Below are 17,826 nucleotides of genomic sequence, written 5' to 3' on the forward strand. Positions count from 1 at the left end.
GGCCTGATCATCAGACCCGCCTGACCAGCACGACATCACGAGTTCAACCTCAGTAACTCTTCGACGGCCGACAGCGTCAGCGCGCTCTTACCGATGCCCGACTTCCCGGACACCAGCAGAGTCGAAACACGAGTACCTGCCTCGCGCAGGACCCCAGCGAGTTGCTCGCGGCGGTCGGCGAACGAGATCTCGACCGGCCCGCCAGATGCCTCATCACCGATCGTGGTCCGCACACGGGCAACAGCCAGCTTGCGTTGTTCAGTGAGCACCGACCACGCGTGTCGGCTTCGAGTCGCCGCCGAGTCCAAGAGCACGTGCATGTCGCGGCGAAGTACCTTGAGGTCCACCACGGCGCCCGTCGCGTCGTAGCGGGTCGCCTCGACCTCGAGCTGGTTTCGGACAACCACTCCGTCGGTGGCAGCTGAGGCCACGCCGTCCAGCGACGTTGCGACCGCCGCGCGGTCATTTTCGTCCGGGCTCTGGACCGCGAAACTGAGGATGTGCAGCCGACCAAGCAGCCGCCACGCCAGCCGCAGGACCTCTTTCGGTGCTGTGCCGTCTTCGACGACCTTCTCGACCACCTTCAGGAAGTGCTTCTGCCGCTCACGCACCGGCTTCGACCAGCGTCCGTCGACGTCCATGGACGCTTGGAATGACTCCGGGTCGGCATGGACCCGCGCGATATCGCAAAGCGTTGCGAGATGGTCCCACTGATTGGACCGGCCGGCGGTTGCGGCGGCGACCTGGTGAGTGTCTGTGTCGAACCTTTCGACTTCGGAAAGCAGCGACCCGACGAGCTTCACCGTCTCGTCATGGCTCGGGACGAAGTCCGGCGTTGCGCGGCATGCCACGGCAAGGGTGACCTCGCCTGACTCATCACCGCACTCAACAAGAAGGTCATCTACCGGATGCGCCGGACCAGTTTGGAACGACACTCTCCGGACCGGCAGCTCAGATACCTCCGTCCGTCGTACACCGGTCAACATGCCAGCGAGATAGACGGCCGCGACGCGATGCGCGAACGAAATACCACCGCCACCCGTCGCGTAGGTGCTCGATCCTCGCGCACTTTCACCGGTTGCGGCTATGGCGCCTCCGGCGGCCGCATCCTGGGGAGCAGCGAAGGGCTCAGATGCCGCCTCGCCCTCGGACCGAGCAGCAGCATCCGGGGCAACAGACTCGTTCATGTATTCCTCGGTGGGCGTTGTGCTATCAGTGGCCGCACGGCTCACCGTAGCGGTGCGTCGTCAACCGTGCAGCGATACATCGCATCAATCCCTGTCCAGTCCGCACACAGTCCGCAGAACACCCGATCAAGACCGTCGCGCTCCATCGCCACCCATCACGCAGAGGCCAGGTCAGCAACCTGCAGTGATCACCCCTTCAGGATTCCGACCAGTTCCCATCACCAGGGGGAATAGCTGGTCCGCCGAGCGCTCCGCCCAGGCGGCCGCCTCGCGGAACGCATCGGCGCGGACGGGACGCACCGCCGAGCCACCGCAGGACGACCGCCTGCCGGCCGAGAGGATCGAGAAGCTGGCCCCCACGGTCCGTAACATCCTCGAAAACTGGCCCGCGCAGACGACACTCCCCTGAACTGGGGCGACCTCCGTCTTCGGGCGGGTGGGCAGCTCCCGTTCCTGCACCCCGACGACCAGGTCGCGTTGCTTATCGTGGCGGACCGGGGCACACCGGCTGACGAGCCGCTTCTGTCCACACTGGTCGACAATTCCGTAGCCGCTCCGCACCGGCTCTATCGCCAGGTGCGCCTCGGTCTCGGCCGGGAGCCCGTCCCTGATGCGGAGCTCGAGACTCATCGGGCCGTGGAGGCTCTGCGGTTGCGGCAGATCTGGTGTTACCGGCGGTGAGTGGGTAGCCCTTCCGGCTCCCGCGACGGGGCGAGGGCGAAGCCATGTGCGTCATGCTTCGACCGGCGTCGTCAGCACCGCCCGGACGATCTTGCCGCAGGGCGGGTGGGGGACGGTGTCCCAATGGTCGGCGAGGGCGGCAAGAAGCGCCAGGTCACGGTCACCGGTCTGGAGCGCGTCGGGTTCGGTGTTCGCCGGGAGGGGTCGCGGGTGGAGGTCCAAGCAGGCGTTCTGACCTTGATGCGGAGGCGGGGGGCGGTCGGGGCGAGGACGCCGGGAGCCGGAAGCAGCGGCCATGCAGGACGGCGGTGGCGACCAGCTCTGCGACGACGAGTTTGGCACTTCATGGACGAGTTGGGGGCCGATGGGCCACGGAAAACCAGGTGAACATCTTTCGCACCCGTAACCGTTGTCATCCGAGACTGTCATGCGCTTTGGGCATGGCGAAGAGGGGAAATGACGCGGAAGCGCTCGATCGTGTGGTGGTGGGGAAGCGTGCTGGTCGGCTCTCCCGTCCCGCTCTCGCATTCGCCTGCGAGCCGGGATCGAGTTGCCCCCGAGCAGTCTCTATGTCGTCGACTCTCGACATGTCTGATGAGTCGTCAGGTAAGTCAGCATCCACTCAGCATCAGTTCCGTACGGTTCCTCGCGGGTGCGCCTGGTCGGTGGCTTCGCGGCGCCTGTCGGGCACAGAAATACGCAGGCGGGAAGCCTGGTCACAGCAACGCACGATTTTCCTAGAGGTCTTCGAGCCGAAGGCATGCCGATGTACAGTAAGGGATGCCCCTGACCTGCAGAAAGCAGGCGGGGAGCCGCCCTCTAGGAGTCCAAAGTGCTGCGCACTCTGTTCAAGTCCAAGATCCACCGCGCCACCGTCACCCAGGCCGACCTGCACTACGTGGGATCGGTGACCATCGACGCCGATCTGCTGGACGCCGCCGACCTGCTGCCCGGCGAGCTCGTGCACATCGTCGACGTCACCAACGGGTCCCGGCTGGAGACGTACGTCATCGAAGGCGAACGCGGTTCGGGGGTGATCGGGATCAACGGGGCCGCCGCCCACCTCGTCCACCCCGGTGACCTGGTGATCATCATCAGTTACGCTCAGGTCACCGACGCCGAGGCCCGCGCGCTGAAGCCGCGGGTCGTGCACGTCGACCGCGACAACCGCATCGTGGCCCTGGGCGCCGATCCGTCCGAGCCGGTGCCGGGCTCGGACCAGGAACGCAGCCCGCAGGCCGTGTCGGCCTGACACCGCGAACGGACCAGGAGCGTGCCCGTGAGCCAGACCGAGATCCGCGACGACCGGGCGGCGGGCCGCCTGGAGGCCGTCGGCGACGGCGAAGTCGTCGGCCGGATCGAGTACTTCGTCCTCGACGGCGCCGCCCGCGCCCTCGTTCCCGTGCACACCCTCGTGGAACCCGCCCACGAGGGGCAGGGCATCGCGGGCTCGCTGGCCCGGGAGCTGTACGCCACCGCCGCGCGCGAGGGCGTCCCCGTCGCCCCGCTGTGCCCGTACGTCGTCAAGTGGGCCGAACGCCATCCCGACGAGGCCCCGGCGGCCGATCCGGAGCTGCTGCGGGCGGCGAAGGCGTGGCTCAAGGCGCACCCCGGCCGGTTCTGAGCGACGGACCGGCGGCCCGCGTGCTGGCCCTGCTGCACACCTCGCCCGTCCACGTCCCCGTCTTCGACGCCCTGCGCGACGAGATCCGCCCGGGCCTGGAACTGCGGCACCTCGTCGACGAGGAGCTGCTGGACCGGGCCCGCCGCGCAGGCCCGGACGCGGTGGCGCGGAAGGTCCGGGCCGTGCTGCGGCGGGCCGTGGCCGACGGCGCGCGGGCCGTGCTGTGCACCTGCTCGACCCTCGGCGGTGTCGCGGAGGCGGGCGCCGCCGGGGCCGGGGTGCCGGTACTGCGCGTCGACCGGCCGATGGCCGCCGCCGCGGTGGCGGCCGGCCCGCGTGTCGTCGTCCTCGCCGCGCTGGAGAGCACGCTCGGGCCGACAGTGGCGCTGATCGGGGAGGAGGCCCGCCGCGCGGGGCGTCCCGCGCGGGTGCGGACCCGTCTGGTCGACGGCGCCTGGGCCCGCTTCGCGGCGGGCGACACCGAGGAGTACGTACGCCTGGTGGCGTCCGCCGCGGACGCCGTCACCGGCGCCGACGCGATCGTCCTCGCCCAGGCCTCCATGGCCCCGGCCGGGCGGCTGACGACGGCCGCGGTCCCGGTGCTGTCCAGTCCCCGCCGGGGACTGGCGGCCGCCGCGGAGGCGGCCCGGACGGGGCCACCCGGCCCCCCTCGTTCATGCCCGGGGGTGAGTGGGGCCGCGGCCGCCGGGTAGGCGGGGCAGTAGTCCAGAGCCGAAGTCGACCGACTGGCCGGAGGACACATCATGACGAACCCGTACCCGGACCCCGTGCAGCCGGGGCCCACGCCGGGCCCCGATCCCCGGCACCCGGAGCCGCACCCGGTCCCGCCCCCGGAGCCGCCCCCCGGCCCGGACCCGACCCCGCCGCCGAACCCCACGCCGCCCCCGGGCCCGGAACCCGCCCCGCCGCCGGCCCCGCCGCACCCGGGCCCGCCGCCGGAGCCCTCACCGTCCCCGATCCCCCCTGGCCCGGAGCCGGTCCCGAACCCCGAACCGGGCCCGCCGCTGTCCTGAGCCGGCGGCGGGAGGCGAGGACGTCCCTGCCGGCCGGGGCGTGCCCGCCGGCCGGCGGGGACGACCCCATGGGCCGGGAGCGGCCCGGCGGCCGCCCACGGCACCGCCGCCGCACGGCACGAGGGCGGTGGGCGGCACCGCCGCCGCCCACCGCCCCGCCCCCGCTGACCGATCCCGGGGGCCGGGCGCGGGCCCGGCCCGTCCCGGTCCTACGCCGGCACCTCCGACCGGTCCCCGCCCCACAGCGTGTGGAACGACCCGTCCCGGTCGGTCCGCCGGTAGGTGTGCGCGCCGAAGAAGTCCCGCTGCCCCTGGGTGAGCGCGGCCGGCAGCCGCTCGGCGCGCAGGGCGTCGTAGTAGGCGAGCGCCGCGGCGAAGCCCGGTGTCGGCACGCCCTGCCGGGTCGCGGCGACCAGGACCTCCCGCCAGTCGTCCTGCGCGGCGGCGATCTCCTGCGCGAACGTCTCGTCCGCCAGCAGGCTCGGCAGGTCCGGCCGGGCGTCGTACGCGGCCCGGATCCGGTCCAGGAAGGCGGCGCGGATGATGCAGCCGCCGCGCCAGATCGCGGAGACGGCCCCCAGGTCGATGTCCCAGCCGTACTCCTGGCTGCCCGCGGCGATCTCGTGGAAGCCCTGCGTGTACGACACGATCTTCGAGGCGTACAGCGCCTGCTCCACCCGGTCGGCGAAGGCCCCGGCCTCCGACGGGCTCAGCGGGGCCGCCTTCGGCCCGGCCAGCCCCCGCGAGGCCTCCCGCAGCCCGGTGTGCCCGGACAGGGAGCGGGCGAAGACGGCCTCGGCGATGCCGGACACCGGCACGCCCAGGTCGAGGGCGATCTGCACCGTCCAGCGGCCGGTGCCCTTCTGCTCCGCCCGGTCCTGCACGACGTCCACGAACGGCTTGCCCGTCGCCGCGTCCACGTGGGACAGGACCTCCGCCGTGATCTCGATCAGGTAGGAGTCCAGCCGGCCGGTGTTCCAGGTGCGGAAGATGTCCGCGATCTCGGCGGGGGAGTACCCGGCGACGTCGCGCAGCAGCTGGTACGCCTCGCCGATCAGCTGCATGTCGGCGTACTCGATGCCGTTGTGCACCATCTTCACGAAGTGGCCGGCGCCGTCCGGGCCGACGTGCGTCACGCACGGCGCCCCGTCGGCGGCCTTCGCGGAGATCTTCTCCAGCATCGGCCCGAGCGACTCGTACGACTCCCGCGACCCGCCCGGCATGATGCTCGGCCCGTTGAGCGCGCCCTCCTCACCGCCGGAGATGCCGGTGCCGACGAAGTGGATGCCCTGCTCGCGCAGCTCCCGTTCCCGGCGCCGGGTGTCCGCGAAGTGCGCGTTGCCCCCGTCGATGATCATGTCGCCGGGCTCCAGGAGCGGCGCGAACTCCTGGATCACCGCGTCGGTCGGCTCACCGGCCTTCACCATGACGACCAGGCGCCGCGGCCGCTCCAACGCCGCCACGAACTCCTTGGCGGTCTCGGCCGCGACGAAGTCGCCCTCGCCGCCGAACTCCTCCACCAGGGCGTGCGTGCGCGACGCCGTCCGGTTGTGGACGGCGACCGTGTAGCCGTTGCGGGCGAAGTTGCGGGCGAGGTTGCGGCCCATGACCGCGAGACCCGTGACGCCGATCTGGGCTGAAGTGCTCATATGAACGTGGCTCCTAGTGACCTCGGTGTCGGTGGTGCCGCTCGTGACCGCCAGTATGGCTGGCCCGTCCATCCTGGCGTGCCGCCATGCCGTCCGCATGTCCAGGCCGGGTGCGCGACCGCCCCGGCGGATACGGGCGCGGAGCCCCGGCGCACTCACCGCCGCGCACGCCGTCCGCGCCGCCCGGCCGCCGAGCGGGTCGCGCAACAGGGGCCGGATCCCGGCCATTTGGCGTCCCCGGGCGGCCGACAGCCGTCTTGCCACGGCCTGTTCGCAGCGCTTACTTTTGCCCCTCCTGCCGCATGTCGAGGGGGAGCGTCATGGCCGTACGCGGCCGGCACCGCCGGTATCAGCCGAACAGGATCAACCGCGCGTCACTCACCGTCACGGCGAGCGGGGCCGGTATGGCCCTCCCGCTCATCGGCACCGGTACCGCTCACGCGGCCGACGTGCAGACCTGGGACAAGGTCGCCGCCTGCGAGTCCAGCGGCAACTGGAGCATCAACACCGGCAACGGCTACTACGGCGGACTGCAGTTCACCCAGTCCACCTGGGAGGCGTACGGCGGCAGGGCGTACGCGCCGCGCGCGGACCTGGCCGACAAGGACCAGCAGATAGCCGTCGCCGAGAAGGTGCTGGACGGACAGGGACCCGGAGCCTGGCCGGCGTGCTCGAAACGCGCCGGACTGACCCGGGACGGCGGCACCCCCGACATCCGTCCCGCGGACACCCCCCGCAAGAGCGCCGGGAGCACCCGGAGCGGCGAGAGCCGGGCCAGGAGCTCCGTCGAGGACGTACGGCCGCAGACCACCCCGCAGTCCCGGGCGGGCAGGACCGAGATGTACACGGTCGTCACCGGCGACACGCTGTCCGGCATCGCGAACGCCGAGCGGGTCGAGGAGGGCTGGCGGGGCCTGTACGCCGCCAACCGCTCCACGATCGGGCCGGACCCCGACCTCATCCTGCCGGGCCAGCGGCTGAGGCTGAGCGGCGAGGGCGCGGCCGGGACGACCGGCCCGCCGAAGGCCTCCCGGCCGCCGAAGACGTCGAAACCGCCGAAGACGTCGAAACCGCAGAAGTCGGCGAAGCCGTCGGGAAAGCCCTCGTCGTCCTCCTCCTCGTCGTCGTCCTCCTCGAAGAGCGCGAAGAAGAACACCACGGGCGACCGGCTGGTGGCGCCCGTCGACGCCCCGACGGGCACGCCCTACCACCAGGCGGGCTCCTCCTGGTCGAAGGGCTACCACACGGGCGTCGACTTCCCCGTGGCCACCGGCACCTCGGTGCGGGCGGCCGGGGCGGGCCGGGTGGTGAGCGCCGGCTGGGGCGGCTCGTACGGCTACGAAGTGGTGATCCAGCACGGCGACGGCCGCTACACCCAGTACGCGCACCTGTCGGCGATCTCCGTGAGGGCCGGGCAGGCCGTGAGCGCCGGGCAGCGCATCGGCCGCTCGGGATCCACCGGCAACAGCACCGGCCCGCACCTGCACTTCGAGGTGCGCACGGGCCCCGGCTTCGGCACGGACGTCGACCCGCTGGCCTATCTTCGGGCCGGCGGCGTCACGATCTGACCCGCTACCGGCGCCGGTCCAGGACGGACACCGGGACGCACGGGCCGCCGTGGAACGGCGCGCAGGGCAGCGCGAACTCCCCGGCGCGGGCCGGGTCCCGGTCCCCGTACACGGCTTCCGGGGCCGCCGGCGCCCGGGCCGGCCGGAGGACCTCCCCGGCTGCCGGCTGCCCGGGCGGCGGCGCCGGCGCGGGCTCGTCCGACGCCGCGGACTCCCGCTCCGTACGCGCGATCCGCTCCGTCGTCAGCAGGATCAGCCCGCCCGCCGCCACCACGCCGCAGCCCAGGGCGAGCACGGTGCCGGTCGTGCCGTAGCGGAAGGTCTCACCGAACATGGTGATGCCGACGACGGCCGCCACCACCGGGTTCACCACGGTCAGCGCGGCCAGCGGAGCCGCGAGGCCCGCACCCCGGTAGGAGGCCTGCGACAGCAGCAGGCCGGCCGTCGCGAAGACCCCGATCGCGGCCAGCGACGGCAGGTCCGCCGCGGACACCCCGCCGGTCCAGTCGACCGCCACCGTCTTGGTGAACACCGACGACATGCCGAAGGCCGTGCCGGACGCGACCGCGAGCAGGATGCTGCGCACCGCCGGGTGCCGGTGCGCCGCGCGGCCGGCGATCATCAGCGCCGCCACCGCACCGGCGGTGACGAGGCCGACGGCCACCCGTCGGCCGGTGTCCAGCGACTGCGCGCCGGACGTGCCGACCAGGGACAGCAGCCCCGCCAGGCCCACCGTCGCCATGATCGCGCCGCGCCAGGCCGTCGCTCCCGCCCCGCGGCCCACGAACAGCGCCGCCATGGGCAGCGCGAACACGATGGTCAGCGCCCCCAGCGGCTGCACCAGGCTGAGCGGGCCGTAGGCGAGGGCCACCACGTGCAGCAGACCGCCCAGGCCGTTGAGCGCGACCGCCGCCCACCAGCCCGGCCGGCGCAGCGGCGCGTACGGCCGGTCGGGGCAGGACACCGCGACCCGCTCCTGCACGATCGCCCCGCCCGCGTACGCCACGGCGGAGACGAGCGACAGCAGGACGGACGACGCGAGGGCGCTCATCGGCTGCTCCTTCGCGGGCGGCGGGGGCCCTGGGCCCGGCGGGGCGAACGGTCGGCTTCCATGACCCACACGATGCCGCTCCCGTCTCTCCCTGTCGTCGTCCCTGAGCACTCATTGCGTCCTACTGCCGATGGAGTAACGAGGCAACGCCCGTCCTCCCCAAGGTGGGTGACGGGTGCCCCGCAGCCCCGGCCCCATCCCTCGGGGGCCCGGTACGACCGCCCGGCGGGCACGGCCGCCGGGCGCCCGCGGGAGGGCGTCCGGGGCGATCGCGGCTTCCCGCGAGCCCCGCGCTCTTCCCCGCGCGTCACATCTGAGTGACCATGAAGGGACCAGCACGCCGACACGGGAGGTTCCGGGTGCGAGTGGGACTGCTGACCCGGGAGTACCCGCCGGACGTCTACGGCGGCGCGGGCGTCCACGTAGAGTTCCTCGCGCGGGAACTCGGGCCCCTCGTCGACCTGGAGGTGCACTGCTGGGGCGAGGGCCGCGCCGAGGGCGTGCTGCGCCACCGCCCCTGGTCCGCCCTGGACGGCGGCAACGACGCGCTGCGTACCTTCTCCGTCGACCTCGCCATGACCGCCGCCCTGGAGGGCCGCGACCTGGTCCACTCGCACACCTGGTACGCCAACCTCGGCGGCCACCTCGCCAAGCTGCTGTACGGGATCCCGCACGTGGTGACCGCCCACTCCCTGGAGCCCCTGCGCCCCTGGAAGGCCGAGCAGCTCGGCGGCGGGTACGCCCTGTCCAGCTGGGCCGAGCGCACCGCGATCGAGGCCGCCGACGCCGTGATCGCCGTCTCCGGCGCCATGCGCGAGGACATCCTCGCCTGCTACCCGGCGCTGGGGAAGGACCGGGTCCACGTCGTGCACAACGGCATCGACACCACCCTGTACCGGCCCGACCACGGCACCGGCGCGCTGGACCGGATCGGCCTGGACCGCTCCCGCCCGTACGTGCTGTTCGTCGGCCGCATCACCCGCCAGAAGGGCGTGCCGCACCTGCTGCGCGCGGTCCGGGACATCGACCCGGCCGCGCAGGTCGTGCTGTGCGCGGGCGCGCCCGACACCCCCGAGATCGACCGGGAGTTCCGCGACCTCTTCGCCGAGCTGAGCCGGGTCCGCGCGGGCGTGCACTGGATCCCGCAGATGCTGCCGCGCCCGGAGGTGATCCAGCTCCTCACCCACGCCGCGGTCTTCGTGTGCCCCTCGGTGTACGAACCCCTCGGCATCGTCAACCTGGAGGCGATGGCCTGCGGCACGCCCGTCGTGGCCTCCCGGACCGGCGGCATCCCCGAGGTCGTGGCGGACGGCCGGACCGGGGTACTCGTCGACGTGGACGACGACTTCGAGGCGGGGCTCGCGCGGGCGCTGGACGAAGTCCTCGGCGACCCGGAGACCGCCCGGCGGATGGGCGAGGCGGGCCGGGAGCGCGCGGTGGACGAGTTCGGCTGGGACGCGGTGGCCCGCCGCACGGTCAGGCTCTACGAGGAGGTCCTCGCCCGGCCCCGGCGACGGAGGGAGATCCCCGAACAGGCTTAGTGGGCCCTGCTCAGGGGCAGGCATGGGTCAACCGGTTGAGGGGAGCGGCCATGCGTCGTGGTGGTCCTTCGGTGCTCGGCATCGTACTGGCGGGCGGAGAGGGCAAGCGTCTGATGCCCCTGACCGCGGACCGCGCGAAACCCGCGGTCACCTTCGGCGGCACCTACCGCCTGGTCGACTTCGTCCTGTCCAACCTCGTCAACGGCGACATCCTGCGCATCTGCGTGCTGACCCAGTACAAGTCGCACTCGCTGGACCGGCACATCACCACCACGTGGCGCATGTCCAGCCTGCTCGGCAACTACATCACCCCGGTCCCGGCCCAGCAGCGCCTCGGCCCGCGCTGGTACCTGGGCAGCGCCGACGCGATCCTGCAGTCGCTCAACCTCGTCTACGACGAGCGGCCCGAGTACGTCGCGGTGTTCGGCGCCGACCACGTCTACCGCATGGACCCGCGCCAGATGCTCGCCCAGCACATCGAGTCCGGCGCGGGCGTGACCGTGGCCGGAATCCGCGTGCCGCGCGCCGAGTCGGCGTCCTTCGGCGTGATCACCCCGGGCTCGGACGGGCGGACCGTCGAGGGGTTCCTGGAGAAGCCCGCCGACCCGCCGGGCCTCGCCGACGACCCCGAGTGCGTCTTCGCCTCCATGGGCAACTACATCTTCACCACCAAGGCGCTGATCGAGGCGCTCCAGCGGGACGCCGAGGACGAGCGGTCCGTGCACGACATGGGCGGCTCGATCCTGCCGCAGCTCACCGAGCGCGGCGAGGCCGCCCTGTACGACTTCAGCGACAACCACGTGCCCGGCGAGACCACCCGCGACCAGGGCTACTGGCGGGACGTGGGCACCCTCGACGCGTACTACGACTCCCACATGGACCTGATCGCCGAGCGCCCCGCCTTCAACCTCTACAACCGCCAGTGGCCGATCTACACCCACTCCGGCCAGTTGTCGCCGGCCCGGTTCAACGCCGGCGGCATCGCCAGCGAGTCGATCATCAGCGCGGGGTGTCTGATCCGCGGGCAGGTCACGCGGTCCGTGCTGTCGCCGGGGGTCGTGGTCGACCCCGGGGCGGTGGTGCAGGGCTCGGTGCTGCACGACAACGTGCACATCGGCCGGGGCGCGGTCGTGCGCGGGGCGGTGCTGGACAAGAACGTCGAGGTGCCGCCGGGCGCGACGATCGGCGTCAACCCGGAGCGGGACGCGGAGCTGTACACGGTGTCCCGGAACGGGGTGATCGCGCTGGGCAAGGGCCAGCGGGTCCCGTAGCCGCGCACGGCGGTGTCCGGACCCCGGTCGGTCGGTGACCGCCGGGGTCTTTGTCATGTCCCTGGACGGACGGCGGAATCCGTGCTGTTATGCCAAGTGCTGTGCATGACAACGTTGTACGGCCGTACATACCGCACAGAACGCAACACAGGGACACACCGAGTACCGAGCAGCGAGCCGTCACCTTCCTCACCATGGAGGATTCGTGCGCACCAGACGACCCGGGAACCGCTTCGCGGTGCTCCTGGCCGCCGCCCTGGGCCTGGCGGGACTGACCGCGACCGGCCCGACCGCGACCGCGGCGGAGGACGACCCGGTGGAGATCCACGGCCTGAAGGGCGAGTACTACACCCAGTCCGCCCCCGGCGCCTTCGACTTCCACGAACTCAAGGCCACCGCCTTCGACCCGCACCTCGACTTCGACAACCTGGAGCCGCGCCTGAACGTCACCACCGGCCGGTCGGACGACGTCAGCGTCCGCTGGACCGGGAAGATCGTGCCGGAGCGGACCGGAGCCCACACCTTCTCGATCATCGGCGACAACGGCTTCCGCCTGTGGATCGACGGCCGGCTCGCGATCGACCACTGGGTCGACGACTGGGACCGCGAACAGACGGCCGAGCCGGTCGAACTGACCGCCGGCCGCGCCCACGACATCAAGGTCGAGTACTTCGAGCACTACGGCGGCTCCAACCTCCACCTGCGCTGGACCGAACCCGGCGGCACCAAGGAAGCCGTGCCCCAGTCGGCCTTCCGCCTCCCCGACGGCTTCGACTACGACGGCGCCCTCGCCGCCACCGTCCTGGCCTCCGGCCGCACCCTGAAGCTCGACTTCCCGCAGCCGCTGGCCACCCCGCCGGCCGGTCTCACCGACCACCTCCACGCCGTCATCGGCGGCGCCGAGTGGCCCCTGAGGACGGCGGAGCCCGACCCGGCCGACCCCAGGGCGCTGCTGGTCACCCTCGGCGAGCCGGTCGTCGGCAACCGGACCGGCACCGCCCGCGGCACCGCCGACATCCGCTACGACGGGCAGGGCGGCCTGACCGCCGCCGACGGCGATCCGGTGGACGCGTTCCTGAGCAGCGGCGTCAACCGCTCCACCTACGAGCTGCGCACCCGCTGGGCCGACGAGGTCGGACCGGACAACGCCCACCCCGAGTACCCGCGCCCGCAGCTGACCCGCGGCGACTGGCGCAACCTCAACGGCCGCTGGCAGTTCGCCCCGGCGCGGGCGGGCGAACGGCCGCCCACCGGCCGGACGCTGGCCGAGCGCATCCTCGTCCCGTACCCGGTGGAGTCCCAGCTCTCCGGCGTCCAGCGGCACGAGGACCGCATGTGGTACCGCCGCACCTTCACCGTCCCCGCCGACTGGCACATCGGCTCCGGCCGGCGCCTGCAGCTGAACTTCGGCGCCGTCGACTGGCAGGCCGAGGTGTACGTCAACGGCACCAAGGTCACCGAGCACAAGGGCGGCTACGACAAGTTCGGCGCCGACATCACCGACGCGCTGAAGCCCGGCCGCACCCAGGAGCTGATCGTCGGCGTGTACGACCCCACCGACGCGGCCGGCGGCGAGAACCCGCCCCTGGGCAAGCAGCGCCTCGACCCCAGCGGCATCTGGTACACCCCGTCCTCCGGCATCTGGCAGACGGTGTGGATGGAACCGGTCGCCCCCGACCACGTCGACTCCCTCAAGCTCACCCCCGACGCCGGCGCGGGCACCCTGACCGTCGAACCGCGGGGCGTGCGCGACGGCGTCCCCGTCACCGCGACGGCGTACGCGGGCAAGCGCAAGGTCGCCACGGCGCACGGCCGCACCGGCCGGCCGCTGACCCTGACCATCGAGAACCCGCGCCTGTGGTCCCCCGACGACCCGTTCCTGTACGACCTGAGGGTGACCGTCGGCGCCGACCGCGTCGGCAGCTACTTCGGGATGCGCTCCATCGCCGTGGAACAGGTCGACGGCATGCCGCGCACGGTCCTCAACGGCGAGCCGGTGTTCCTGATGGCCACCCTCGACCAGGGCTTCTGGCCGGACGGCCTGCACACCGCGCCCACCGACGAGGCCCTGGCGTACGACCTGAGGCTGCACAAGCGCCTGGGCTTCAACTCCGTGCGCAAGCACATCAAGGTCGAACCCGACCGCTGGTTCTACTGGGCCGACCGGCTGGGCCTGCTGGTCTGGCAGGACATGCCCGCGATGACCGCGGGAGTCGACCCGAGCGCCGAGGCGCGCGCCCAGTACGAGCGCGAGCTGAAGGAGATGATCGACGAGCACGTCAGCAGCCCGTCGGTCGTCATGTGGGTCACCTTCAACGAGGGCTGGGGCCAGTACGACGTCGGCCGCGTCGCCGAGCAGGCCAAGGCCTGGGACCCGACCCGGCTGGTCAACAACCAGTCCGGGCTCAACCTCGGGGCCGACGGAGGCGCCGGCGACATCATGGACGAGCACGGCTACCCCAGCCCCGCCCTGCCGCCCCGCCCCGACGGCCGGCGCGCCCTGGTCAGCGGCGAGTACGGCGGCCTGGGCCTCGCGGTGCCCGGGCACGCCTGGTCCGTGCAGCAGTCCTACGTCGACGTCGACCCGGCGACCTACACCGACGACTACCTGACCAAGCTGGAGGAGGTGCGCGCCCTGGTCTGCCGGGGCAGCAACGGCGCCGTCTACACCCAGATCGCGGACGTGGAGGGCGAGCTGAACGGCCTGGTGACCTACGACCGCGCGGTCCTCAAGCCGGACGTCCAGCGGCTGAAGGCGGCCCACGAGGCGCTGATCCGGGACGCCTCGCGGCCGGCCCCCGCGGGCTGCCCGGCGAGCTGACCCCGGTTCCGGCGGCGCCCGCCGTCCGGGCGGCCCCTCCGTGCTCCGTCCGGCCGCCCGGACACCCGGACGGCTGACGGCCGTCCGGGTGCGGCGGACCGGCCGGGGCGGAGCCGTCCGCCTCGGCGACGCCTCAGACGCCCCATGAGTCCCGCCCTTGTCCCGGGGGCGGGACTTCACCCATTTTTAACTGTGCGTAGCATGGTCGTGCTTGACCGTGATCGGCGGGGAGCGGTGGAATGCTCGTCCATCCGTCGTCGACGCGAGGCAAGCCATTGACTTCCGACCTGCTCGCCCCTCTCGATCTGGCCTTCTGGAACATCGAGTCGCCCGAGCATCCGATGCACCTCGGTGCGCTCGGGGTCTTCTCGGCCCACTCGCCCACCGCGGGCGCGCACGCGGCGGACCTGCTCGCCGCCCGCGCCGCCGGCGTGCCCGGACTGCGGATGCGCATCCGGGACGTGTGGCAGCCGCTCGCGGTGCGGCCGTTCTCCTTCGGCGGCGCGGCCCGCGAACCCGACCCGGACTTCGACCCCCTCGACCACGTCCGGCTGCACGCCCCCACCGCCGACTTCCAGGCCGTGGCGGGCCGGCTCATGCGCCGCCCCCTGGAGCGGAGCCGGCCCCCGTGGGAGGCCCATGTGCTGCCCGGCGAGGACGGCGTGTCGTTCGCCGTGCTCTTCAAGTTCCACCACGCCCTGGCCGACGGGCTGCGGGCGCTGACCCTGGCCGCGGCCGTCCTCGACCCGATGGACATGCCCGCGCCCGGGCCCCGCCCCGAGACGCCCCCGCGCGGTCCGCTGCCGGACGTGCGCCGCCTTCCGGAGATGCTGCGCGACGCGGTCTGCGACCTGGGCCGCGCCCTGGACATCGGCGCCTCCGTCGCCCTGTCCACGCTGGACGTGCGGTCCACGCCCGCGCTCACCGCCGAGTCCAGCGGCACCCGCCGCACCGCGGGCGTGGTCGTCGACCTCGACGACGTGCACCGCATCCGCAAGGCCGAGGGCGGCACCGTCAACGACGTCCTGATCGCGGTCGTCGCGGGCGCCCTGCGCCGCTGGCTGGACGAGCGCGGCGACGGCAGCGAGGGCGTCGCGCCCCGCGCCCTGATCCCCGTCTCCAGGCGCCGCCCGCGCACCGCGCACCCCCAGGGCAACCGGCTCTCCGGGTACGTGACCCGGCTTCCCGTCGACGACCCCGATCCGCTGGCCCGCCTGGCCGCGGTCCGCACCGCCATGGACCGCAACAAGGAGGCGGGACCCCACCGGGGCGCGGGGGCCGTCGCCCTGCTCGCCGACCACGTCCCCGCGCTCGGCCACCGGTTCGGCGGCCCCCTGGTCGGCCAGGCGGCCCGGCTCTGGTTCGACATCCTCGTCACCAGCGTGCCGCTGCCCAGCCTCGGCCTGAAGCTCGGCGGCCACTCCCTCACCGCGGTCTTCCCGTTCGCCCCGCTGGCCCCCGGCCACTCCCTGGCGGTGGCGGTCTCGACGTACCGCGGGCAGGTCCACTACGGGCTGGTCGCCGACGGCCGGGCGGTACCGGACCTCGACCGGCTGGCCGCGGCCCTGTCCGAGGAGGTGGAGACGCTGATCGCCGCCTGCGACCCCGGACCGGGACGGTTTGGCGGCCCGGCCCGGCGCTGAAGTAGACTCCCCCGTTCGACAGCGGGCGCGAGCAGGAGCGCCGCGACGGCAGAACAGGGAACGGCAGCGGCGATGACGGTGACAGAGGACGGCCCGCAGGTCACGGACGAGGCGACCCCGCCCTCGTACGGCCCCGGCATCGACCCGGAGCGCCTGGCCGTCTGCCTCGGCGTGCTGGAGGAACTCGACCGGCTGGACGTCGACCACCCCGACGCCGTCAAGGTGCGGCGGGCCACCTCGCACCTCTACCGCGTGGTCAAGCAGCGCCGCCGCCAGGAACGCCGCGCCGCCAAGACCGCCCACGACCGGGCGGTCACCGAGGCCACCGCGACCGGCTCCGCCGACCGCATCGACGACGAGACCGAGGGCGTCCTGCCCTCCTCCAAGGTGGAGCCGGGCCGGATCGCGGGGATACTCCAGCGCCCCCGCTCCTGCTACATCTGCAAGACCCGCTACGTCGAGGTCGACTACTTCTACCACCAGCTCTGCCAGAAGTGCGCCGCCGAGAACCGGGCCAAGCGCGACGCCCGCACCGACCTGACCGGCAAGCGCGCGCTGCTCACCGGCGGCCGCGCCAAGATCGGCATGTACATCGCGCTCAGGCTGCTGCGCGACGGCGCCCACACCACCATCACCACGCGCTTCCCCAACGACGCCATCCGCCGCTTCAAGGCCCAGCCCGACAGCGACGAGTGGATCCACCGGCTGAAGATCGTCGGCATCGACCTGCGCGACCCGGCCCAGGTGGTCGCCCTCGCCGACTCGGTGGCCGCGGCGGGCCCGCTCGACATCCTGATCAACAACGCCGCCCAGACGGTACGGCGCTCCCCGCAGGCCTACGGCGAGCTGCTCGCCGCCGAGTCCGCCCCGCTGCCCGCCGGTGAACTGCCCGCCGCCGAGGTGATCGGCACCTTCGGCTCCGGCGCGGTCGCCGAGCTCCCGGTCGCCGGGGGCGGCGCGCTCACCGCGCAGGACGTCACCGACCTCGCGCTCGTCTCCGGCTCCGCGTCCCTGGACCGCATCGCGGCCGGCACGGCGATCGACGCGGGCGGCCTCGTCCCCGACCTGCACGACACCAACAGCTGGGTGCAGACCGTGGAGGAGGTCACGCCGGTCGAGCTGCTGGAGGTCCAGCTGTGCAACTCGACGGCGCCCTTCATCCTGATCAGCCGCCTGCGCCCGGCGATGGCGGCCGCCGAGGCCCGCCGGACGTACATCGTGAACGTCTCCGCCATGGAGGGCGTCTTCAACCGCGGCTACAAGGGGGCGGGCCACCCGCACACCAACATGGCCAAGGCCGCCCTGAACATGCTCACCCGCACCAGCGCCCAGGAGATGTTCGACAAGGACCGCATCCTGATGACGGCCGTCGACACCGGCTGGATCACGGACGAGCGCCCGCACCCCGACAAGGTCCGCCTCGCCGAGGCCGGCTTCCACGCCCCGCTCGACCTGGTCGACGGCGCGGCCCGCGTCTACGACCCGATCGTGCGCGGCGAGGCGGGCGAGGACCTGTACGGCGTCTTCCTGAAGGACTACGCGCCCGGCAAGTGGTGACCCCGGGGCCGAACGGGTGCGACCGGGTGCCGGTCCGGACACGGCCCCGGCCGGCGCAGGCGCCACCGGCGGCGCCCGGGCGTCCACCGGCACCGGCCGCCCGCGCCGCACCGGACCGGCGGCTTCCCCGGGCGGCCGCGCAGCCGGGCCGGTCCACGGGGCGTGGTCGCGCGGATCGGCCCGGGACGGCGGTGTCCCG

The 17,826-nt window shown here is 73.0% G+C and carries 13 protein-coding genes; 9 read left to right on the top strand and 4 right to left on the bottom strand.

The window, feature by feature from the left end; translation table 11 throughout:
- Positions 1–35: 35 nt before the first annotated feature.
- Both ABD363_RS31120 and ABD363_RS31125 read right to left on the bottom strand, forming a co-directional pair.
- Entirely contained in the window at positions 36–1,187 is a 1,152-nt protein-coding gene (locus tag ABD363_RS31120) for a hypothetical protein (RefSeq protein WP_344609658.1), read from the bottom strand.
- 732 nt (positions 1,188–1,919) lie between these two features.
- Positions 1,920–2,090, bottom strand: coding sequence for a hypothetical protein (locus tag ABD363_RS31125; protein ID WP_344609660.1), 171 nt, complete (start codon positions 2,088–2,090; stop codon positions 1,920–1,922).
- 610 nt (positions 2,091–2,700) lie between these two features.
- On the opposite strand from ABD363_RS31125, the gene panD reads away from it, so the two are divergent.
- Genes panD through ABD363_RS31140 form a run of 3 tightly spaced genes read left to right on the top strand, consistent with a single transcriptional unit; the run spans position 2,701 to position 4,205 of the window.
- A complete protein-coding gene (panD, locus tag ABD363_RS31130; RefSeq protein ID WP_344609662.1) occupies positions 2,701–3,120 on the top strand; it encodes an aspartate 1-decarboxylase in 420 nt (139 codons plus the stop codon).
- A 27-nt stretch (positions 3,121–3,147) separates the two neighbouring features.
- Positions 3,148–3,492, top strand: coding sequence for a GNAT family N-acetyltransferase (locus ABD363_RS31135; protein WP_344609664.1), 345 nt, complete (start codon positions 3,148–3,150; stop codon positions 3,490–3,492).
- A 20-nt stretch (positions 3,493–3,512) separates the two neighbouring features.
- The gene (locus tag ABD363_RS31140) at positions 3,513–4,205 is read left to right on the top strand and encodes an aspartate/glutamate racemase family protein (RefSeq protein ID WP_344609666.1); all 693 of its coding nucleotides are present in this window, start codon (positions 3,513–3,515) and stop codon (positions 4,203–4,205) included.
- 530 nt (positions 4,206–4,735) lie between these two features.
- Here the strand turns inward: ABD363_RS31140 and gndA are convergent.
- Positions 4,736–6,175 (bottom strand): NADP-dependent phosphogluconate dehydrogenase, encoded by a 1,440-nt coding sequence (gene gndA / locus ABD363_RS31145; protein ID WP_344609668.1) that lies wholly within the window; start codon positions 6,173–6,175, stop codon positions 4,736–4,738.
- Positions 6,176–6,495: 320 nt separating this feature from the next.
- Here gndA and ABD363_RS31150 point away from each other — a divergent pair, with 320 nt between their 5' ends.
- A complete protein-coding gene (locus tag ABD363_RS31150; RefSeq protein WP_344609670.1) occupies positions 6,496–7,743 on the top strand; it encodes a transglycosylase family protein in 1,248 nt (415 codons plus the stop codon).
- A 4-nt stretch (positions 7,744–7,747) separates the two neighbouring features.
- Here the strand turns inward: ABD363_RS31150 and ABD363_RS31155 are convergent, their stop codons facing one another.
- Entirely contained in the window at positions 7,748–8,794 is a 1,047-nt protein-coding gene (locus tag ABD363_RS31155) for a DMT family transporter (RefSeq protein WP_344609672.1), read from the bottom strand.
- Between the two features lie 359 nt (positions 8,795–9,153).
- Here ABD363_RS31155 and glgA point away from each other — a divergent pair, with 359 nt between their 5' ends.
- The 5 genes from glgA to ABD363_RS31180 all read left to right on the top strand — a co-directional run bounded on the left by glgA (position 9,154) and on the right by ABD363_RS31180 (position 17,627).
- Positions 9,154–10,335, top strand: coding sequence for a glycogen synthase (glgA, locus tag ABD363_RS31160; RefSeq protein WP_344609674.1), 1,182 nt, complete (start codon positions 9,154–9,156; stop codon positions 10,333–10,335).
- A 50-nt stretch (positions 10,336–10,385) separates the two neighbouring features.
- The gene (gene glgC / locus ABD363_RS31165) at positions 10,386–11,606 is read left to right on the top strand and encodes a glucose-1-phosphate adenylyltransferase (protein WP_344609676.1); all 1,221 of its coding nucleotides are present in this window, start codon (positions 10,386–10,388) and stop codon (positions 11,604–11,606) included.
- A gap of 205 nt (positions 11,607–11,811) precedes the next feature.
- Entirely contained in the window at positions 11,812–14,427 is a 2,616-nt protein-coding gene (locus tag ABD363_RS31170; protein ID WP_344609678.1) for a PA14 domain-containing protein, read from the top strand.
- A 275-nt stretch (positions 14,428–14,702) separates the two neighbouring features.
- Positions 14,703–16,070 carry a wax ester/triacylglycerol synthase family O-acyltransferase gene (locus ABD363_RS31175; protein ID WP_344609682.1) on the top strand — a complete coding sequence of 456 codons (1,368 nt, stop codon included), beginning with the start codon at positions 14,703–14,705 and terminating at the stop codon, positions 16,068–16,070.
- A gap of 72 nt (positions 16,071–16,142) precedes the next feature.
- The gene (locus tag ABD363_RS31180) at positions 16,143–17,627 is read left to right on the top strand and encodes an SDR family NAD(P)-dependent oxidoreductase (RefSeq protein ID WP_344609680.1); all 1,485 of its coding nucleotides are present in this window, start codon (positions 16,143–16,145) and stop codon (positions 17,625–17,627) included.
- Positions 17,628–17,826: the final 199 nt, after the last annotated feature.

This window comes from Streptomyces glaucus (genome assembly GCF_039533365.1).
Taxonomy (GTDB): domain Bacteria; phylum Actinomycetota; class Actinomycetes; order Streptomycetales; family Streptomycetaceae; genus Streptomyces; species Streptomyces glaucus.